The organism is Mucilaginibacter sp. P4_A11 (genome assembly GCF_056402535.1).
On the sequence record NZ_JBFUHE010000010.1, the window covers coordinates 15023 to 37214 of the forward strand.

A 22192-nucleotide genomic window follows, 5' to 3' on the forward strand; every position below is an offset into this window, starting at 1 on the left:
ACTGTTGCTAACTTTGAGATATCAAAAGCAACAAATTATAACCAATTAAAAACAAAAACCAATGGCAACATTTAAAGCAACCCAAAAAGTAACCCCTTTTTTATGGTTCAATGGTAATCTTGAAGAGGCGTTGAAATTTTACACTTCGGTATTTAAAAATTCAGAAAGTGAGTTGAGCTCTCTTACTGATGCCCGCAACGGCCACAAAATCATCGTTGGAACATTTCGCTTAGAAGATCAGCATTTTTTGGCCATGGATGGTGGACCGATGTTCAATTTTTCGCCTGCAACCTCCTTTTATGTAAACTGCAAAACCCAGGAAGAAATTGATTACTTGTGGGACGCCCTGCCTGCAGGCGGCGGCAAAACAAGTCAATGCGGCTGGCTGGACGATAAGTTTGGGGTTACATGGCAAATTGTTCCCGAAATTATGAGCGAATTATTTTACAATAGCACCAATCCCGAAAAAGCCAAAAGAGTCATGAGCGCCATGATGCAGATGACCAAAATGGATATTAAGCTTTTGCAGGAAGCTTATGATAATGATTAACCAATCACCTAAATAAAAACACCATGATCAGCACAAAAAATCAAACCGGCATTAAAGCMGAACCAGGTAAACAGGAGCTTTTTATAACCCGCGAATTTGAAGCATCACGCGAACTTGTTTTTAAAGCTTTCACAGATCCTGATCTTATTGTTAGATGGCTCGGCCCGCGTGAACTAAAAATGCACATTGATAAATATGACTGCCGTAGCGGAGGCTATTACCGCTATATTCATACCGACCCTGCCGGTAACGACTACGGTTTTCATGGGGTGATCCATGATGTAACCTCACCGGAAAGAATTATCCAAACATTTGAGTTTGAAGGATTACATGAAAGCGGCCATGTTACACTCGAAACGGCAAGATTTGAAGCCTTACCCGGCAATCGTACCAGGGTAACCATACAGTCTGTTTTCCAATCTGTTGCAGATCGTGACGGTATGCTGCAATCGGGTATGGAGCGTGGGGTAAACGATTCGCACTGGCGTTTGGATGAACTGTTTGAAGCCGGAGAAATTGCATAGAAGCTAAAAGCAGAAGGCGCAAAGCTTAAAGCTAAGCTTCTGGTTACAATCAAAAACTTGTAATATTAAGTCCCCTTTTTGATTGCTTCAAGTATCGTTTTCATTTTCCCCTGAACTGCGGTAGTACTGATCTCGTGTTTCATAACCATCAGGCATTTGCGGCACAGGCAATCAGGGTATGTTAAGCGGATATAATCGCGTTCCTGGTCAGTGAAGCTGATACCCTGGCACTGGCACAACAGGATACTGCCCACTTTGCATTCAAAAGGTTCCATACAGCGCGGGCAGTGTTTATTTTCGTGCTTTGTCATACTAATTATTAAAATCCGGCGCCTCTTCGGGGCTGTCAGTCTGAGCCCGTCGAAGACTCGCGCGCAGAGGCCTGCCCACCATGCTTCGAATGGTTCAGCATGACATCCTTTTTTTACTTGTCATATCATTTACACCTATAAAACTGCAGTGTACCTTCGAGAGGTGCACTGCAGTTAAATCATTAAGCAGTTACATTATTGATCACGCTTTCGCGGATGGCTTTTGCAGCCTCAACCATTTCTATTAACGCCTTTTTAGTTTCATCCCAGCCGCGTGTTTTTAAACCGCAATCGGGATTCACCCAAAGCTGGGCATCGGGTATTACGGCCTGTGCACGTTTGAGTAAATAGATCATTTCGTCTCTATTTGGTACACGCGGTGAATGGATATCGTACACACCGGGGCCGATTTCATTAGGATATTTAAAATCGGCAAAAACATCCAGTAGCTCCATTTGTGAGCGCGATGTTTCTATCGTGATCACATCAGCATCCATATCGGCTATGCTTTTAATGATATCATTAAACTCCGAATAGCACATATGTGTGTGGATCTGTGTGCTATCCTGAACGCCGCTTGCCGAAATTCGAAAAGCTTTAACTGCCCAGTCGAGATAATTTGCCCTGTCATCCCTGCGAAGCGGTAACCCTTCACGAATGGCGGGTTCGTCTATCTGAATGATCTTGATACCCGCACTTTCCAGATCACATACCTCATCACGGATAGCCAAAGCTATCTGCGTACAGGTTTCCGAGCGCGGCTGGTCATTACGTACAAACGACCATTGCAAAATAGTGACCGGGCCGGTTAACATACCCTTCATCCATTGCGAGGTCAGGGACTGCGCATAGGCCGACCATTTTACCGTCATTGCTTCCGGCCTTGATACATCGCCATAAATAATGGGCGGTTTAACACAACGGCTGCCGTAGCTTTGCACCCAGCCATTCTGTGTAAAGGTGAAACCGGCCAGTTGCTCGCCAAAATATTCAACCATATCATTGCGTTCAAACTCGCCATGTACCAACACATCCAGGCCTATTTCCTCCTGCCATTTTACTGCCTTTTCGGTTTCTTCGGCTATCAGTTTATCATATTCGGCTGCGGTTAATTCCCCTTTCTTTAAACGTGCGCGCCAGCTTCGAACTTCAGTTGTTTGCGGAAATGAACCAATAGTTGTGGTAGCAAAAAGCGGCAGATCAAGTAAAAGCTGCTGTTGTTTTTTACGATCAGCAAAAGTACTTGTACGTCGTACATCATTTTCGGTGATGATGTTTACCCGCTGCTTAACAACTTCGTCATGAATAAGCGTCGATGTGCGGCGGGCCTCATTTGCTTCCCGGTTTTTAGCCAATTGATGCAGGCTGCTATCACCAATCACATCGGCCGACAGTTTTCCAAGTAACACAACCTCACTTATCTTTTGCCGCGCAAAGGCCAGCCATTGTTTAATTTCGGGAGTAAGCACTTCTTCATTGGTTTCATTTTGAAGATCACATGGCGAATGGATCAATGAACATGAAGGAGCTATCCAGATACGATCGGCACCCAGTTTGTCTTTAGCGTATTTTATAATACCCAGCGAATTAATAAAGTCGTTTTTCCAGATGTTACGGCCATCAACCACACCTAATGAGAGGATAGTTTTTTGCGGAAGATGGGCTATCACCTCATCTAATTGCTGAGGTGCGCGAACTAAATCCACATGCAAAACATCAACCGGTAACGCTGTAGCCAATTGAGTATTATCACCCAGGCGTTCAAAATAGGTTGCCAGTACTATCTTCAGGAAAGGAAACTCTTTCCTCAATTGAGCGTAGGTATCTTTAATTGCCTGTTGTTGTTTCTCGGTTAAATCAAGCGCTAAAAATGGCTCGTCAAACTGCACCCATTCGGCACCTAAAGCTTTAAGCTTATTTAAAATATCAACATAAACAGGCAGCAAGTTTTTGATCAGGTCTACCCTATCGAAACCAGCTTCTTTTTTTTTGCCTAACAACAGGTACGATACAGGGCCGATCAATACCGGCTTGCTGGTGATGCCCAACTGTTTGGCCTCATAAAACTCATCGATAACTTTGGTTGAGAAGAGTTTAAACTACTGATCTTTATAAAACTCGGGGACTATGTAGTGATAATTGGTATCAAACCATTTGGTCATTTCCATGGCTACAATATCCAAACCTTCTTTTTGATAACCGCGGGCCATAGCAAAATACAGATCAAGCTCAGTATTCCCCTTTTGCTTTATCACCTCATGGTAACGTTTGGGAATAGCGCCAAACATCAACGAGTGGTCAAGCACCTGGTCATAAAACGAAAAATCATTTGAGGGGATCAGGTCAATCCCGGCCTCTTTTTGCAGCAGCCAGTTTTCTTCCCTGATGTATTTACCAATAGTAAGTACATTTTTAAACCCGGTTTTGCCTGCCCAGTAGTTTTCGCAGACTTTTTTTAATTCGCGCCGGCTACCAATGCGCGGGTAACCTAAATTTTGCGTTAGCATTCTTTTAATTGATTAAATGAATAAATCGGTTAAAAGCCCTTTCAGCTAAGCTTCGCAATGTTTTGTGGTAAGTAAAAGGGAGAGAATATATGGGTACAGGCTATCACTATGGGTAATAAACCCAAACAAGCAAGCAATCATAACCCTGACCAAAGCTTCATACCGCGAAAGCACTGTCAATTCAGTATTAGGCAGGTCTCCTGACTTGTAACATTTTTACCACCCTTCCCAATCGCAACGTACGATCAGTGGGTATCATTGGCAAAAACTTTTTTGTGTTACTTACAGTTGCGCGACAGTTCGTGATTTGCACACGATTCCCTATTAATCTACAATTAAGTAAAACCTATACCGGTTGATGAAGTAAAGTAAAGAACTATATCAAGGCAAATATAGGGATATGCCCGCTGAATATTCAGGTTATTTATTTGTTAAAGTATGATGTTTTGATAAAGCACTCTGTGAAAGACGGATAGCAGGTCTCCTCTATCTACCATAAGTCACACAACGGTCAATAAGCAAGTGAGCTTAATAAACCGTTGAATTGTACCATTCCCGATGCAAATTGATCCTTAACTTTGGCTGCTTCTATGAGTCAGAAAACGCATTCAAACCCACCGGGATTTACCTGGGTGGTATTAACCACCAGTCTCGCTTTCGTAGTAGCACAGCTTGATGTTTCTATAGTCAACATTGCTTTACCTGAAATTGCAAAAGCATATCACGCCGGTATCAGCACCCTGCAATGGGTAATTGACGCATACACCCTCGCCTTTGCTGTACTCATGTTGTCGGCAGGCAGTCTCGGCGATCTTTTAGGATCGAAAAGAATATTCCAGATCGGCTTGATCATCTTCGGTATTGCATCAGCAGGCTGCGGTTTAGCTCCCGATGCCATTACACTTATCATTTGCCGTGTGGCGCAGGGAATTGGGGCCGCTATGATGATACCAAGTTCTCTTGCACTGCTCAATCACCAGTTTGCACATATGCCGCAAACACGTACGCGTGCTGTTGGCTTGTGGACAGCCGCCGGAAGCTCTGCCATGGCGGCAGGCCCTACAATTGGTGGTTTACTGATAGCATTTAGTAGCTGGCGTTTCATTTTTATAGTTAACATTCCCATCTGCATCATTGGTTACATCCTGAGTTTTAAAATGGAGCAAACGGAAAAAACGACAAAAAGGAGCTTTGATTTACCCGGACAAATCACCTGGATGCTATCCATTACAACCCTCATCAGTGTGATCATTGAAATACCAAGGTTTGGATTTGGCCATGTGCTGATTTGGGGAGGACTTATTTTGAGTTTGTTGCTTTTCGGGATCTTTCTATGGATTGAAAACAAGGTCAAGCATCCCATGCTGCCTTTCCACCTGTTCAGGTCAGGAAGGTTTAATGCGTTATTAGTGCTGGGTGCCGTTTTAAATGGGTCTTATTATGGGAGTGTTTTTATTTTAAGCCTTTACCTGCAAAAAGTACTTAATTATCCCTCCATTATGGCCGGGCTGGCATTTCTTCCGCTTACTGTAGGCTTTGTAATTTCCAATGTGATCAGCAGCCGTATTATCAATCGCTACGGGATCCGTAAACCTATTATTGTGGGCCTGATCATGTTTGCCGCTGGGTTTGCAGGCTTATTTGTAGTGCACCAGCATACGCCTTACATTCAGCTTTTCCTACCCTTCCTGGTCCTGCCGATGGGTATGGGCCTTGCCGTACCTGCCATGACCAATGGTATTTTATCAAGCGTGGATAAAACACTATCAGGAACAGCTTCGGCTATCCTGAATACGGCAAGGCAAACAGCAGGCGCCATCGGTGTTGCTGTTTTTGGTGCCATGGCTGCCGGTGGTACGTTGAATATCTTAGGCGCCGTATCCAAAAGCGCGGCAATCTCTATTGGCTTAACAGCCTTTGCTATGATCTTGGTGATCCGAGGTTTAAGAAAGTAAAAGCCGCAATATCATCCTAATAGATAATTGAAGCCGGTAGGTAATTGTCGGTATCACTTATCTATCGGATGATATAAAACTTCTTTATTACCAATTTTTATACAGCAACTTCAGCGGTTAAAGTAACAGCCGTTTCCTGCTGCCTTTGGTGCGAAGCCCTGGCTTTGATGAAAAGTAACAAGGTAACAGCTGCCAATATCGCGAATGAAAGATATGCGGTTCCTAAGAGCTGCTGATTTTTGATAGCCATGAGGTTAACAATTCCATAGCTAAAAAAGGATGTAACTATATACAAAGAACCTCCCGTTACACCGCTTGCAATGCCTGCATTTTTTGAAAACCGGCCCAAACAGTACGCAAATATATTATTGAATATAAAGCCTGATAACAAGTGAACTAAAGCAGTAAAGGCCATTAGCGTAAACAAATTTGTTTTAATACCTGCTGTAAACACCATTAAAGCAGCAAAACCTAATTGTAAGGCAAGTGCTATCGATACTTTTTGGATGAGCGGTTTTTTAATCAGGGTTTTGGAAATAATGCCGCCCGCCATGAGTGATACCCCCGAAAGCAGCGAACAATAGCCAGTTACCACCGGCGAAAAATGAAATACGTGCTCAATGATAAAAGGACTGCTCATTCCGTAAACCACCAGCATTGCATAGCTTAGCGAGATCAGGATCAGGCCCAAAGAAAAATCGCGGGTTTTAATGGTTGACAGGTAAACCTGCAGAATGCTTTTTGCCTTAAACGGATGATAGTTTTTTAACGATTCGCCGCCGTAAACCAATTCTAAAACCAAAAGCGAAAGCGTGGCAATCCCCAGGAAAAAAAAGTTTGACTCCCAACCGAAAGCGGCTTCAAGATATCCCCCGATAAAAGGTGCAACGATAGGTGCAGTTGCCCAGATAATAGAAAAAAGGCTGGTATAGTGCTTAAGTTGCTCGCCGGAATACATATCTACAAAGTATGCCCTTTTTCCTACTACAATAAGAGCTACAGTGATACCCTGCAAAACACGCATCGCATAAATAAGTTCAATGTTATGACTAACAGCTATGCTAAAACTTGCCAAAGCAAAAACCAGTAAAGAGACAGTGCCAATACGGTAGCGGCCAAAGCTATCAAGCAAACTACCAACAAATAACTGGCTAACACCCGAGCTAATCATAAAAGCAATCAACGATAGCTGTACCGCCGAATTATTAACCGCCAGTTCCCTGGCCATTGAAGGCAGCGAGGGTATATAAATATCAGTTGCAAAACCCGAAAGGGGGATCAGCGCAAATGCTAAAACCGTGCTAATGCCCCTGTGATGTTCTTTTATAAGTTTCATAATTTAATATTAAAAATTTAACGGTGCTCAAAGTCAGTATTAACAGAATACCCTTCTTATTTTAAAACAAAAGTAGACTAATTGGTTTATTATATAAAACCATTCAGTCTACTTTTATCCATAATTACATTACTATGTCAATTGCTTATTTAAGGTACATTTAGAGACATAGATTAATAAAATCAATGTAAAAAAACTCCCAACACTTTTACATCTACAAAATCAAAAACATCACAATCAACTATTTATCAACCACATACACTAAAATACAACATATTCACAAACTCGCCTCCGATCCGGTTAGTAAACTTTTTAAACCATTTAGTCTATATTTGCATATTAAATAATTGAAAATGAACAAAGGGGAGCAAAAAAGGCAATTCATTATTGAGCAGGCAGCCATTCTATTTAATGAGAAAGGAATTGCAGGCACCTCGGTTGATGAGGTGCTTGAAGTAGCAAATACCAGCAAGGGCTGTTTTTATGGTCACTTTGAGAGCAAGGACGAACTTGCCCAGGCGTCTGTTGATTACCTTTTAGGGAAATTAAACGACAGAAGGAATAACACGATAAGCAAACATAAAACTGCTATTGCTAAGATCAATGCTGTTTTGGATAACAGCAAAAACCCGCTCAAAAGCTATATTGATGGAGGCTGTCCGATAGTTAACTTTTCTACAGAGACGGACGATACTAACCCTACCATTAAAAAGAAAATAAAAGATATGGTTACAACAGCCATAACTACTATAACCAATATCATTAAAGACGGAATTAAAAACGGAGAACTCTCAAACGCCATAAACCCCGGTGAATTTGCAACAAGAATGCTGCTTTCGATTGAAGGAGGAAATGCGATTTGCAGGGTATTAAACAGCACAAAGCCAATGCAGATCATGATCAAAAACCTAAAAACGGAATTGGCATCATATGCTATAGAAAAAGCATAAACTACGGCTTCGCGATAGCCTCATTGATCAGTTGTTCGGCCTGTGCATTACCCGGACCCGGTGCATCAAAGCTAAGCATCTTACCTTCTTTATCAATCAGGATATATTTTGGGATAGCATTAGCTACATAAGATTGTGCAACAACGCTGTTTTTATCGTAAAGCTGCAGCCAATCCGGCTTTTCTTCTTTGAGCGCATTTCGCCATTCCTTCTCCCCATCGTACACGGCAATGCTGATAAAGGCTGTTTGCTGGTTAGTTTTAAATTTATCGCTTAGTTTTTTAAATGAAGGCATTTCCTGACGGCATGGCCCGCACCAGCTTGCCCAAAGGTCGATGTAGATAACTTTCCCTTTAAAATCAGCTAAGCTAAAAACCTTCCCATGATCATCGGTCAAACTAAAAGCCGGAGCCGGTTTACCAATTTGTACCTGCATTAGTTGTTGCTTCTTTTCAATGAAACTATTGGCGAGATCCTTTTTTAAAGCAGCATTGCTAATGGCGCCAACAAATGGCTGCGTTTCTTTTTGGGCTATATTTAATTGTTCAATGGAATTAGCACCACCAATCCTTTTACCTACGTGACGGTTCAGGTAATAATCTCTGACTTTACCGGTAAAAAGCTGTTTGATTTTTTCAAGTCCATAACCTGGTTGTTTTACCGATGCAGAATCACGCAGTAGATCCAGGCGTTGTTCATAGGCGTAATAAAGTGGCAGTACCCATGATTTGTAATCTTCCGATACCAAATATTCGTCATGTGATATATCTTTTGAAAAGACTGAAGGTTTGCTTTTTGCTACCAGTTCCCGCATTTGAACCGCATCGTATTTGCTCATTTCAAGGTGCTGGAGCATCATATAAAAGTTTAAGCTTTGATTATCCAGGTCAATCATTTTCTTAAACGTATGGAAATATTTATCCTGCTTTGCCGGCTTGTTAAATACTACATTTAGTACCGAATCTTCCAGTGCTTTGCTTTTTTTAAGAAATGGGATTAGTTCGTCAGTTTTAAGTTCATACCATGCTGTCTTGTCGTTCCGGGCTACCAGGATCGAGTCTAATTTTACCCGATATTGATTACTTTCTGCACCGATGCCGCTTATCTTTTTGGTTTTTGCCAGGCTGATAAAGTCGCTGGCATCTCCGGTTATATGGAGATCATACCCCGGGGCTACATAGATCCGGTTGATTTGAGTATTGTTTTGCTGTATACTGGTACGTTGAGGCCTGGCTATTTTGTACGTTTTTAAATAAAATTCACCTGAATCATTAAGTCTAATGGTATCCAAAACAAATTTTCCGTTGGCGTCCTCAAAAAAGATTTTTAACATCTTTTCGGCCGAGTTGGTAAGTTTTCCTTGTATGATAAGCGGTTGAACAGCGTTTTGAGCTACTCCCCTGCTGATAAAATAAAATGATAGCAGGAGCAGGATTATTTTTTTCATAGATGTAATTGGCAGGTTTAAGCAAATATAAAGTCGTAAGTTCACTTGAACAATACTTTATGGATTAGTTTTAATATTATCCTCCCAAAACAACACTGAATATATGAATGATTTATCAGGCAAAGTCAGCTTGGCCATAAAATGCCTTTTTAATTAAGCAAGTGACGTTCGTCATGCCTTAAGATCATTTGTTCCCTCGCGCTTAATAACACCATGATAAACAGCCCTAATACAACGCAAATAACTGCGCCGAAATTAGCAGTCAGGATGCTTGAACTAACGTTCTTTTGCCCGCTTTGTAACAGGCGATTACTTTCTCCAACCTGTATTGCTATCAGTTGATCAAGCGATTTCAGGGTCTGTGCGAAAACAAACTCTGCGTTGTTTTTATCTGTTTCCTGTTTCTGCAGATTGCGCAATTGGGTACGAAAGGCTTTCCATTTTGCAGATTCGTCGCGGGTTAATTGTGTAGCCTCGTATTTTTTTGCCAGCACTTCTATCGCAGCATAATTACCATTGATTGTAGCCATGTTATCTGAGCCCGAAGCAGTCGCTAATTTATTTTCATAAAGCCGGTTGCTTATTTCATGTACAAACGTAGCCGGCAGCAAACGATCGTTCATGATGGACGTTAAGGTTTTATCCAGTTGCTTCACATTATCGCGGCCATTCCAGTTGGCCAGTAAAAGCATAGCGGTAAGCACGGCCAAGGCCAATACCATTCTCGCTTTATTCTTTATAATATAAGCCCGTGTCATAGCAGTAAATTGTTTTCTTAAAGATAAAGATAAGGGCGGGTATTTACGAAATACCATTCCATCACAAATGCGTCACTCGCACCTGCTAATATATAGCTCTTTTAGATTTAATCAACCTTAAAACCAGAAGATGAGCCCCTGATCTGGAGATTAGTTTTAAGAATAATAGAATGTGATGCTGTGCTAACCCCTTTGGAATTAAGTTTTTTGAGTAACACGGTGATCACGTTATCGGCAATTTCATCAACAGGCTGAGCTATAGCGGTAACAGGCGGCGAGTATAGTTTAAAAACGTCATAATCATCAAACGATATAACAGCCATATTTTCGGGAACCTTTATACCCAAAACATTAAATACTTTTAACCCACACGTACCTACATGGTTGGTACCAAACACTACTGCGTCAAGATCCTTATGCTTTTTAAAAAAAGCAGTCATAGGTTTGATGATCATTTCCTCATCCTGGTTAAAAACAATTTCTTTAACCACGGGCGTAAAGCGGCTTTCTTTCAGCGCATCCTTATAGCCTTGTACACGGGCCAGCATTTGTGTTTGCGAGGAAGCGAAAGTAACAAAGGCAATGTTTTTATACCCTTGCTGTATTAAATGCCTTGTGGCGTTATAAGTACTGAAAAGGTTATCAACCTCTACATAATCGGTATTTACTTTTGGTAAATGCCTGTCGAACATAACCACAGGCAAACCATCCTTAAGCAGTTGCTCTACATCGTCCTCTATACCTTCGGGCGGGGCTATAATGTAACCGTCAACATGCCTGTCGCGGAACATATTGATCAATTCCTTTGTTTTTTGCGTATCGTTATCTGTACTGCAATAAAGTATTTTGTAACCGTTTTTATAAGCCCTGTCTTCGATAAGCCGGGCTATGCTGGCAAAAAATGGATTTGAGATATCTTCAACCATCAAACCAATAGTATTTGACTTGCCGGTACGCAGGCTTTTGGCAAGAGAGTTAGGTTTATAACCCACTTCTTCAACGTATTTGGTAACACGCTCAACCAGATCATCGCCTATCCGTTTTTCCTTGGCACGCCCGTTCAGTATAAATGATACCGTAGTTTTAGAAACCTTTAATTCATTGGCGATATCAACAATAGATAGTTTTTTCAATGGCTTATAATTGGCTAAAATCAAATATAAAATATAATCGCTCAATAACCATAGTTTATCGAGCGATTATTGGCCGAAATATAAAAATAAATCGATTAAGCTATTTTGGTTAAACTACTTGCTTGTTAAGTTTTGGGTAACTAATGCCGAATAAAAATATGACCACATAACAAATGATAGGCAGATAATAAGCCGTAGCCACATTATGGTTGGCAATCAGGCCCATAATCGGCGGAAACAATCCTCCGCCAACAACACCCATTACAATAAATGACGATGCATTTTGAGTTTGTGCCCCCAAATTTTTCAAACCAAGGCTAAATATAGTTGGGAACATGATACTGAAGAAGAAGTTAATAAACAACAGTGCAACAAATGATACTACACCAAAACCCTGAGCCACGATAATACACATCAGGATATTGCCTAAGGCAAATATCGCCAGTAATTTATTTGGCGCTATGTAGCGCATCAGGAAAGTGCCTATAAACCTGCCGGCCATCATCATCACCATGCTTAATGAAAAATAATAGCCCGCATGTTCGTCGGTCAGATGCATGATCTCGTGACCATAATTAATAAAAAACGCCCAGGTGCCTCCCTGTGCCGCTACGTTAAACAACTGAGCTATGGCAGCAAAAACAAAATGCTTTTTCCTGAACAGGCTTTCCTGGATATGTCCTTCGCCCGCAACGGCATATGAATCAGTAGCCACAACATGCGGATCCTGCAATGAAGGTACTTTTAAAAATGAAAATGCCACACCTACCAACGCTATCACCGCTCCTATCACTATATACAAGTGTTTTACCGATATCAGGTCGTTAGAATGTTCCTGGCCGCCTTTTAAAACAAAATAGCTGCCCAATAACGGACCAATAACGCCGCCCACACCGTTAAAGGCTTGCGAAAAGTTAATGCGCTGGTCGCTGGTACGCTGATCCCCCAAAGAGGCAACGAAAGGATGGGCAACTGTTTCGAGTGTTGCGAGGCCACAGGCCAGGATAAAAAGTGCTACTCTAAAAAACTCAAACGATTTAGCATCAGCCGCCGGGACAAAAAGGAATGCCCCTGCAGCATAAAGCCCGAGACCTAAAAGCACGCCGTTTTTATAGCCAAATTTTTTCATGAACATACCTGCCGGAATTCCCATTACTGCGTAAGCCCCAAATAATGATAATTGGACATAAGCCGAGCGCGATTTTGAAACGTGCAAAACATTTTGAAAATGCTTATTCAGTGTATCTCCAAGAGTCATGGCTATGCCCCAGAGCATAAACAATGAGGTTACAAAAATGAGGACTACAAGGAACTTGCGTTCAGTAAATTGGGGTTTGGTATCCATTGTGCAGGTTTGTGTGTTAATTGGGCAGGTAAATTAGTTTAAAACTTCTATGTACCAAAGGCTTATTATTTATTTTTCGCGCGGACATTGTAAATAATTTTCACAAATATGTCAGTCACGCCACCCGGCAATCTACTTATTGTCAAATCATCTTTGCAGGTCCCACTTCTTTTTGAATATTAGCAATGGCATTTCAATATATCTGTAAGATAATTCTGCAAACAGAAGAGAAGCCGCTACACGGAGCAGCGATATGATAATGAAATTACTGATACTGCTGTGAACCCTGAAATGTTCAAATACTGCAAAAATAACGTAGTGATAAACATAGATGCCATACGATCTTGTTCCCAGCCATTTAAGGATCTTGTTAGAGAACAAAAAATGCTCCGGGCTTTTTATTGCTATAAATATTGTTCCTGCACAAAAAACGTCTAACAATAAAAAGCCTCCGTTGCGAAAAATAAAACCAGCGTTCAGCACAGCCAGGAAACAACTAAAAACAACAACGCAGCCGGCAATTAACCAGTTGCGGACTTTATTGCTCAACAAAAAGTTTTTAAACGCAGTTGCTGACATTGCAACCGCCAAAAGTGCCCCTGTTAAAATACTATCAACGCTGCAAAGCGTAAAGCGCATAGGATCAATGATCAGCAAGCCGCCGTAAAATGAAGTTTCAAAATGCCCCTGCCAAAATCGATATATGGATGCGATTATTATCAACGTTAACAGAACTTTTATTTGATTTCGCCGTGAAAATTTGAATAAAAAGAAGGAAGTTACTAACGGCCAAAAAAGATAAAAATGTTCTTCAACAGATAAAGACCAGAGGTGCACCAGATGTCCGGAAACTTTTTCAGGCAGCAGATTGATAAAATAAAACAAACCCGCTATTGTAGCTAACAATTGATTAGCTACAGGATTACTAACCTCTATGTATGACCAAAAGGCGTTGGCTAATATTATGCAAATTAATAAAGGAGGAAAAAGCCTCAAAGCCCGGCGAAGGTAAAAACGCCAGATTGATATTTTACCATAGGCGGATGATTCGGCTTGTAATAAAGAGGTTATTATAAATCCGCTTAATACAAAAAAAAGTTCAACCCCTAATAACCCGCCTTTAATAATGCCATAACTCATGTGGGTTAGTAAAACAAACAGTACGGCAAGTCCCCTTATATTGTCTAAACCTGGGATATAAGGAAAAGCTTTTTTTGGCGTTTTTTTTAAATGATTAACATCAACTGTTATTAACTGCGAATCAATCCTGGGCTTATCAATTATTTGATAATCAATATCTAATGGCATAAATTATAGGTAGGCCCTAAAGATAATTAAATAATGTTACCTTAAAAGTTTAACTCAAAATAGTTAACGGCCGACTTAAACAGTACTTACTCCATTATTACAGGGTTATTGTATGGCTCAACCAATAGTTTAACCTGATCCTTACCCAGCAATGCTGCATCAAACTCTATCCTGATATCTTTAGATTCGCCTTTCATCAACGAAAAATAGTTATCATTCATAATGGCCGGTAAGATCTGCTCACCCGTACCCGCTTTTGTGGCTTGTACCCGGATAGCAAAGGCAGCTGTATTTGATGATGAAGGATTAGTGACCTTAGCATCCACATAATACTTGCCATCAATTTGTTTTACAGTCGACGATACTTTCAGGTTGACTTTTGCCAATTGGTTAAGGGCTGTAAAGTCTGTCCGTTTATTCCCCCTCCAGTAAAAATTGTCTGATACAAGTTTTCCGTTTTTATCTATCAATTTCAGCTTAATAAAATGAACATCGGTAAGTCCACTGCTTTTTGGCGCGCCGCCATAAACCTCAAAATCCCAAAGCGAGTAACCCCAGCCCGAACCGCGCTGCTGCCCATACATACGCACATACCGGCCCTTCACCTCATCAAATGTGATCTGTTGCACGCCAACATGACCATCGCCGTTTTCGTAAACATCCTTCCAGCTTTTAGCATCATCGGATACCTGGATCTTGAACGCTTTACCATAGGCTTCTTCCCAATTTAATTTAACACCATTAACTTCCTGCGTCTTTCCCAGGTCAATATAGATCCATTCTGCATCATTGGAGTTACTGGCCCAACGACTCCCCGCATTGCCATCGGTTACAGAACCTGCTTCACCCATAGTGGTTGACGATGCAAAAGCAGGTTTATTTAAAGCAAGGTTTTCGCGGTTATCGGCAAATGCCATGGTGAAACAATTTAAAGCTGTATTCGATGGCGCATCAATGGCTTTTGACAAGCTGTATTGTTTCACTATCTGCCCATCGCTGTTATAAACATCGACGTACGCAGTAAGACCGTTTTCATCACTACGCGAAGTGTTGATCACTTTAATGGCATTATTTACCGGGTTCCATTGAATGTGAAGCGGTTCGCAGGCTTTTTTTGCGCCCCAGTAAGCGCCGGTGAGATCATAATAGTAATCATACGTTTGCCATACCAATGATGGATAGGCCGACTGACTCATCCAGGTCATGATGCCCGATGCGTCTTCCCAAATATTATCTTCCCAGCCTTCGTACATCGCTTTATTGGTTTCAATGTTTAGCAGCTGCGCTTTGCGGCAATAATCTTCAATGCCAGAAGCGGCGCCATAGCGGTTTTTAATGCCATCATCATACCTGTCGGGCCCCGCGTTGCCTGCAGAAGGGCCAAAAAAGTGCAGGTTCCACATCTCGTTTCGCGGCCACCATTTATCCTTTGGTATAAATCTTTTAAAGCTGTCGAAATTGGTAAATACCGCTGTGCCTATCTCGCTGCGTAGGCCCCAGCCCTGGTTACCGCCAAACCCATTAGGGAAACGGCTGAAATACCAGCGCGGATCAAAGTTTGTCCATGGCCCGCTGCCTGTCAGGTTACCGGCATGCGAATTGGGCTGATAATACCTGTCGTTACCATCATAAGCGCTGATGTCCTCCCGAAGCCAGTTGTTGAGCGGCGGTAGCGGTTCCCCCTCATTATCACCGCACCAAATGGCAATGGAAGGATGGTTCCTGAACCGTTTTATTTTTTCGATGGCATTGGCGTTAAAGGTATTCACATCATTGGGCAGGTTGGGGATGGAGTTAAGCCAGAAATCGTCCCAGATCATGATACCGTATTTATCGCAGGCATCATAAAATTCTTCATCCGTGGTTGAGCCTATCCAGTTACGAATGATGTTAAAATTCATCTCTTTATGCAGGCGCACCTTGGTATCATACTCATCTCCCCGGCAGCGCAGCATGTACTCGGCCATGCCCCAATTACCGCCTTTTAAAAACACTTTCGTCCCGTTCACATACAAGTGCAATACATGGCCCAATGTATCGTAGCTATATTTTTTTATACCGAATTTAATCTGTTTAATGTCGGATATTTCATCGCCCAACTTCAGGCTTAGTTTACAGGTATACAAATTAGCATCACCGTAGCCATTAGGCCACCACAGCTTTGGGCCGTTAATCACCATCTGTTCAAAATGTTTTGGATCGATTTTAATTTCTGCATTGCTGTTGGCTCCGACAAATACCTTTTGGGTAAACTGGATGTTTCCGGGATTAATCACCCCTGTTAACGTGCCCGTTTGAAACACATCGGTACTATTTTTAACCCCCACTGCTATTGAAACTTCGGCACGGGCCGTGGTAGGTACCTCGGTACGGATCCATGGATCATTAATAGTAAGGCTACCTGTATTAGTAAGATAAACATCATCGGTGATACCACTGTTAAGGCCTGGTACATAAGGCATCCAATCCCAGCTGGCACTGGAAATATACGTAGGGCTGGCATAATTTACCAGTGGGTTTAGTGGACAATAAACCAAAACAGCCAACGTGCTTGCCCCGGCTTTATTGACCAGCTTTGTCACGTCATACATACCCCGTTGCATAAAACCATCCAGAGCGCCAATCTTTTTCCCGTTCAGGTAGATCTCTGCCTTACGGTTGATCCCCTTGAAGTTAAGCCAGATCTTTTGTTTGTTAAAACCTGCAGGTACGTTAAACTCCGTACGGTACCAGAAATTACGGTCGTACTTCTTTTTATCAACCTTATAAATATTATCGCCAAAGTTGGGATCTTTCTCCAAACCGGCCGCCACATATGATGAAAATACAGTTCCCGGAACAATGGCCTTTACCCAATCGGTAGCCACGTAGCCGTTTTTGTAGATCTCAAGGCTATCAGCTCCCAGATCGGCCTGGGCTTTTACTTTCCAGGTTACTTGTTTGTTGGTGTTGTTAAGATAAAAGATCTCCTGTGCCGATGCAGCATTGAGCATCAGCAGCATGGAGGTAATTAACAGGGATAGTTTTTTAAACTTGTAAAGATTGTTCATAAAATCGTTTTAGCTTATCTTAAAAAAGCGCTATTGCTTGGTTCCTACTTATGACAAGTTTAAAGTGGCTGTCATGCTGAGCCTGTCGAAGCATGGTGGGCAGGCCTCTCCGCGCGAGTCTTCGACAGGCTCAGACTGACAACCCAACTTTTTGTGATCTCATATTTGGAGTCAGCTGAATTTAATCACTCGCAATAACGCTTTTTATTGTTCTTTTAATTTTTATTGAGGCTTTGAAAGCGAAAACGGCCGGTCTTCAAGTGCAAGTCCACGGTTTATAGCCGGCTTATCACCCATTTCAAAATGGAGGACACCCCCGTTCATGATATCAGCCTGAGTGATCCAGTTGTGCGTATATGGCTTACCATTAAGTGTAGCCGACTGGATGTATACATTTTGCTGGCTGTTATTATTGGCTTCAATCACGAACTTTTTACCATTTTCCAGCGATATGGTCATCTTTTTAAACAACGGGCTACCAATCACATACTGGTCGGTACCCGGGCAAACGCTGTAAAAGCCTGCCGCACTCAGTACAAACCATGACGACATCTGGCCTTCATCCTCATCGCCGGGATAACCGTTTTCGCCGGCATTGTACATTTTGTCCATCACATCGCGCAAATGCTGCTGGGCTTTCCAGGGCTGGCCTGCATAGTTGTACATGTAAAGCAAGTGGTGAATGGGTTCGTTGCCTTGCGCGTATTGTCCCATCTTAAAGGCGGCCATCTCAGTCATTTCGTGAATCACCTGCCCATACCCTCCTACTTTGATAGTACCCGGCTCTGTAAATACCGAATCAATTTTAGCGGTAAAGTTTTTCTCGTCACCCATCAGGTTTATCAAACCTTGCGTATCCTGAAAAACCGACCAGGTCCAGTGCCAGGCATTGCCCTCGGTGTATGGACCGCCCCAATCCATGGGATCAAAGGGTTCTATCCAGTTACCCTGCGCATCTTTGGAGCGCATAAAACGCGTTTTAGGATCAAACAGATTTTTATAATTATACATCTGCCGGGCAAAAACATCTTCATAAAATTTATTACCGGTGAGTTTAGCCAGCTGGTAGCCGCAAAAATCATCATAAGCAAACTCCAGCGTCCATGCGGTTGAACCAAGGGTTTGCGGCGTAAAGGGTACATAGCCGTTGGCATAATATTCCTTCCAACCTGGTCGGCCGTTGGCACTTCCCCACGGGCCTTTATTGGTGACCTCATGATAATAAGCCTCCAAAGCTTTTTTAGGATCGAAAGTGCGGATGCCTTTTACCCAGGCATCTGTTAGCAACGATATAGAATGGTTGCCCAACATCCCCCCTGTTTCTGCAGGAAACGACCACGCAGGCAGCCAGCCGCATTGTTGTTGAGCATCAAGCAGGGCTTGTACCAACTGACCTTCCATTTTAGGATGCAATACCGTATTCAGCGGAAACTGGGCACGAAAGGTATCCCAAAAACCATTATCAGTATACATATAACCATCATGTACCTTGCCATCGTAAGGGCTATAATAATATGGTTTGCCGTCTTTTCCGTACTCAAAAAACTGGTGCGAGAACAGGTTAGCATGATACATACACGAGTAAAAAGTAGCTTTTTGATCTTCCGTACCGCCTTCAATAGCCATGCGGCCAAGCAACTGGTTCCACACTTTGTCGGCTGCTTTGTGGGTATCATCAAATGATTTATACTTACCTAATTCGCTTGTTAGCGTAAATTCGGCTTGTTCAGGGCTGATATAGGACGAAGCTACTTTGGCCTGTACTGTTTCGCCATCTTTAAATTTGAGGTATGCGCCAACTCCTTCACCCTCTGTTGCTTCGTTTTTAGCAGCAAGCGTATTCTTTTTATTTTCCCAGGTACCGTAATCTGCGAAAGGTTTATCAAAAACAATAACAAAGTAATTCCTGAAATCTTTAGGTGCCCAGCGACAGTTGTTTACGTAGCCGGTTATCTTGTGTTCTGCAGGAATGATCTTTACGCCACTCATTTTGGTGTAGCCATCTAAAACAAGATATGAGGCTTTACCTTTCGGGAAAGAGAACCGCAAATGTGCACCCCGTTCGGTCGGCGACATTTCGGTAGTGATATTATTATCAAGCTTTACTTTGTAATAACTGGGTTGGGCTATTTCATTATCGTGGCTGAATTGTGCCGCCCGTTCATCTTCATTTACAACCAGTTTACCAGTAACCGGCATCAGCGAAAACACTGCATAATCATTTACCCATGAACTGCACTGATGTGACTGCTGAAAACCACGAATGGTATGCTCAAAATATTGATACTTCCAGCCGTCGCCATTTTTACCGGTTTGTGGTGTCCAGGTGTTCATCCCAAAAGGAAGCGAAGTAGCCGGATAGGTATTACCATAGGAAAACTCATATTTAGTATTGGTGCCCTGCCGGGTATTCACATATTTAACAAGATTGCTTTCCTGGGCAAAGAGGTTTCCGGTATAAATAAGCGCTGCGGCGCAAACAAGCGAGCGTATGTTCATTGGTTTATAATATGGTGTGGGCTGATGGATAAGAGCACATCATCCGCATACAAAAATAAAAAATAAATCGATTTAGCAAATTAAACTTCAAACTAATTCTTAGTGTTGGCGGTCGGCCGGATTTGTTTGAACCTGAATGCTCTTATTCAAATTTCACCCTGATAAATCTTGGCCTGTACAGGTTAGGATATTTCTTCAGGTCGTTTAAAAAATCGACGGAGTTAATGTTATAGCTGATCAGTAGTTCGCCGGGTTTTGATAAGCTTGGATGTGCCTTGGCATTATAAACCACAAAAGTTTTGGCGGTAAGATCGGGTTTGCAATCCCATAATTTAATGATCGGGCCAAATGGACCTACCGGGCTCGCACCTATCCGCATCCCCACCGATGTGGTCATCCCTCCTACCTGGAATATCAAAGCATAGCGGCCATCCGGCAGCGGACTAAAACTTAATTCATTTGATACACTGTTGGTGACATTGGCTACCTGTTGCATATCGCCTACCCAGGTTGTACCGTTGTAAAAAGTCCACTTGCTGTAGTCTTCAAAATCTTTAGGCAATACACGGGCAACCATCAAATGCTTGGCCATGCCACGCACCCCGTAAACGTAAATGTAACCATCGGGCTTTGGTGCGCCGGCTTCTTTGGTGTTTACATAGATCCCTGCACCAAACGAACCGCTTTCACCTTTCTGATCCATCAGGTAAAAAGGCGTATCCATTTGCTTCAGATCTTTATAAGGCGGCTTGCTTTTTGCCGGGATTTTTATCAGTGTATTGCCCACTTCTCTAAAGCCAAATGCCTCATTGCTTACGTTGTGTACCCGGTATCCAAAAATGTAGATATCGTTATTTAATGCCTGGTTTACAAAGCCGTCCCCAAGCCAGTAATAATCTTTAGCCTCTGTTTTAGGTGTATGCGGAACGAAAATCGGCTCAGCATTTCCTTTTTCATTTTTATCCCAGTAAAATTTCATTTGCTTATCTAAGGGCTCATTGCCATTGAGTTCGGCTACTGCATTATGGATCATTACCGCGCCGGGTGCCATGGTGTTATCACGCACCGCACCTATCATGCTATCGCTAAATATGAAAAGCACTTTATCTTTGGTTTTTGCCTGGCCTGTTTCCTTGCCATTCAAGGGAATAGTATAAATGCCATCCCCTCCAAACCAGCCCGAATCGCGTTTCAACAGGGCCGACCACTCAGGCGCAGCTTCAACCTTAAATTTGATATCGGTTAGATTAACGGTATCAGCTTTTTGGGCAAAAGCACCGTTAATGGAAACCAAGGCCGAACAAGCTAAATAAACAAGCGTAAATTTTTTCATTAAATGATATTTATAATACAGGTAAATGTTTGTGGTGATGGCTTTTATGCTTAACAAGCAATGCCACAAAACCGGTTAATCCCCCCATCAGCATTAAAAAACCAATGAAACCGGCTTGGGTAAATGGTAAACCTAAAAAATTATAAACGGGGTTTATGCGGATCTGCTCTATCAAAAAACGTTCGGTGCCATTAAGTACAAGGTACAGGAAAAACATACAACCGGGTGTAACTATCCGCTTACGAAAAACCCACATCAGCAAAAACATGCCAATACACAAAGTAGCCTCATAAAATGGAGTTGGATACACCGGGTTAGCCAGCTGGTTACAATAATTACCCAGGCAGTCGGGAATGGGCGTTCCTGAATTTATAGCATTATGCGGATAATTAAACGCCCACATCCAATCGGGTAGCCAGTTCAAAATGCCGGGTTTTAGATGCGTATTAATCTTCCCCCAATCGCCATCACCGGCCAACTGGCAACCAATGCGACCAATACCATAAGCAAGCATCATACCTGGTGAACCAATATCGGCAAGGTGCACCAACTTCATTTTATGTCTGTGCCCAATGTAGAGGTATGTGAGTGCACCAAAGATCAGTCCACCGTAATAAGCAAAACCATTGGCAGAAAATAATGTACCTAAAGGATCATACCTCAACCGGCCGAAATGCTCAACAACGTCAAACAGTTTAGCACCAATGAAACCAAAAAAAGCTACACTAAAAACTAACAAGCCCATTAATTGGTAAGGGTGCACCGTGTATTCTGTTGTTTGTGGTTGCGGCAATACTAATTTTTTTCTATCGCGGTAAAGCCAGAAGGCAAATGCGCCGCCAATTAGGATTCCGGCTGTTAAATTTCCATGCAACGACAGCATATACGCCCGCGGGTTTGCCGCAAAAACCTGGTAATTGAAAACAGCCCCGAAAAGCTTAAAACCAAATAAAAAGCCGGGTAAAAAATTGACGATCATTTCCGCTGCGGATGCAGGCTTTCCGATTACCGCCTTCCGCTTAAATGCATTGATTTTTCCAATGGCCTCATATCTTTTAAATTCTGAAGTAAAAACAATGTAAGCCAATAAAAAAGCCAGGGCCATAAAAAAACCAAGCGTTTGGATAGGAAACCCAATCCGGATATGGAAGAGATAAAATATCAAATCGCCAATGGTTGGAAACAT

The 22192-nt window shown here is 42.2% G+C and carries 15 protein-coding genes, 1 pseudogene and 1 riboswitch; of the genes and pseudogenes, 4 read left to right on the forward strand and 12 right to left on the reverse strand.

Annotation, left to right across the window (positions count from 1 at the left end; all coding sequences use genetic code 11):
* Nucleotides 1-61 precede the first annotated feature (61 nt).
* Together AC1DUD_RS19210 and AC1DUD_RS19215 are read left to right on the forward strand one after the other, a co-directional pair.
* Nucleotides 62-550 (forward strand): VOC family protein, encoded by a 489-nt coding sequence (locus AC1DUD_RS19210; RefSeq protein WP_477377281.1) that lies wholly within the window; start codon nucleotides 62-64, stop codon nucleotides 548-550.
* A gap of 23 nt (nucleotides 551-573) precedes the next feature.
* Nucleotides 574-1074, forward strand: a complete 501-nt coding sequence (locus AC1DUD_RS19215) for an SRPBCC family protein (protein ID WP_477377283.1) — start codon at nucleotides 574-576, stop codon at nucleotides 1072-1074.
* Between the two features lie 65 nt (nucleotides 1075-1139).
* Here AC1DUD_RS19215 and AC1DUD_RS19220 read toward each other — a convergent pair whose 3' ends face one another.
* Complete coding sequence (locus AC1DUD_RS19220; RefSeq protein ID WP_477377285.1) at nucleotides 1140-1385, reverse strand: cysteine-rich CWC family protein; 246 nt, start codon at nucleotides 1383-1385, stop codon at nucleotides 1140-1142.
* A gap of 182 nt (nucleotides 1386-1567) precedes the next feature.
* Nucleotides 1568-3892, reverse strand: a pseudogene (gene metE, locus AC1DUD_RS19225) (5-methyltetrahydropteroyltriglutamate--homocysteine S-methyltransferase).
* A gap of 172 nt (nucleotides 3893-4064) precedes the next feature.
* A riboswitch (cobalamin riboswitch) is annotated at nucleotides 4065-4257 on the reverse strand.
* A 225-nt stretch (nucleotides 4258-4482) separates the two neighbouring features.
* Here metE and AC1DUD_RS19230 point away from each other — a divergent pair.
* A complete protein-coding gene (locus AC1DUD_RS19230) occupies nucleotides 4483-5847 on the forward strand; it encodes an MFS transporter (protein ID WP_477377287.1) in 1365 nt (454 codons plus the stop codon).
* 97 nt (nucleotides 5848-5944) lie between these two features.
* Here the strand turns inward: AC1DUD_RS19230 and AC1DUD_RS19235 are convergent, their stop codons facing one another.
* Complete coding sequence (locus AC1DUD_RS19235) at nucleotides 5945-7183, reverse strand: MFS transporter (protein WP_477377289.1); 1239 nt, start codon at nucleotides 7181-7183, stop codon at nucleotides 5945-5947.
* A 353-nt stretch (nucleotides 7184-7536) separates the two neighbouring features.
* On the opposite strand from AC1DUD_RS19235, the gene AC1DUD_RS19240 reads away from it, so the two are divergent.
* Nucleotides 7537-8133 carry a TetR/AcrR family transcriptional regulator gene (locus tag AC1DUD_RS19240; RefSeq protein WP_477377291.1) on the forward strand — a complete coding sequence of 199 codons (597 nt, stop codon included), beginning with the start codon at nucleotides 7537-7539 and terminating at the stop codon, nucleotides 8131-8133.
* A 1-nt stretch (nucleotide 8134) separates the two neighbouring features.
* On the opposite strand, the gene AC1DUD_RS19245 is transcribed toward AC1DUD_RS19240, so the two are convergent.
* From AC1DUD_RS19245 to AC1DUD_RS19285, 9 genes are all read right to left on the reverse strand, one after another.
* Nucleotides 8135-9580: a TlpA family protein disulfide reductase gene (locus AC1DUD_RS19245; RefSeq protein WP_477377293.1), complete on the reverse strand. Its 1446-nt coding sequence runs from the start codon at nucleotides 9578-9580 to the stop codon at nucleotides 8135-8137.
* A 149-nt stretch (nucleotides 9581-9729) separates the two neighbouring features.
* Nucleotides 9730-10338, reverse strand: a complete 609-nt coding sequence (locus tag AC1DUD_RS19250) for an MCP four helix bundle domain-containing protein (protein WP_477377295.1) — start codon at nucleotides 10336-10338, stop codon at nucleotides 9730-9732.
* A gap of 107 nt (nucleotides 10339-10445) precedes the next feature.
* Nucleotides 10446-11471: a LacI family DNA-binding transcriptional regulator gene (locus AC1DUD_RS19255; RefSeq protein ID WP_477377297.1), complete on the reverse strand. Its 1026-nt coding sequence runs from the start codon at nucleotides 11469-11471 to the stop codon at nucleotides 10446-10448.
* Nucleotides 11472-11580: 109 nt separating this feature from the next.
* Entirely contained in the window at nucleotides 11581-12816 is a 1236-nt protein-coding gene (gene fucP / locus AC1DUD_RS19260; protein ID WP_477377299.1) for an L-fucose:H+ symporter permease, read from the reverse strand.
* A gap of 147 nt (nucleotides 12817-12963) precedes the next feature.
* Entirely contained in the window at nucleotides 12964-14124 is a 1161-nt protein-coding gene (locus tag AC1DUD_RS19265; RefSeq protein WP_477377301.1) for an acyltransferase family protein, read from the reverse strand.
* An 86-nt stretch (nucleotides 14125-14210) separates the two neighbouring features.
* The gene (locus AC1DUD_RS19270; protein WP_477377303.1) at nucleotides 14211-17174 is read right to left on the reverse strand and encodes a discoidin domain-containing protein; all 2964 of its coding nucleotides are present in this window, start codon (nucleotides 17172-17174) and stop codon (nucleotides 14211-14213) included.
* 222 nt (nucleotides 17175-17396) lie between these two features.
* Nucleotides 17397-19673 carry a GH92 family glycosyl hydrolase gene (locus tag AC1DUD_RS19275; protein ID WP_477377305.1) on the reverse strand — a complete coding sequence of 759 codons (2277 nt, stop codon included), beginning with the start codon at nucleotides 19671-19673 and terminating at the stop codon, nucleotides 17397-17399.
* A gap of 142 nt (nucleotides 19674-19815) precedes the next feature.
* Nucleotides 19816-21006, reverse strand: a complete 1191-nt coding sequence (locus AC1DUD_RS19280; RefSeq protein ID WP_477377307.1) for a DUF4185 domain-containing protein — start codon at nucleotides 21004-21006, stop codon at nucleotides 19816-19818.
* A 10-nt stretch (nucleotides 21007-21016) separates the two neighbouring features.
* Nucleotides 21017-22192 carry a prolipoprotein diacylglyceryl transferase gene (locus AC1DUD_RS19285; protein ID WP_477377309.1) on the reverse strand — a complete coding sequence of 392 codons (1176 nt, stop codon included), beginning with the start codon at nucleotides 22190-22192 and terminating at the stop codon, nucleotides 21017-21019.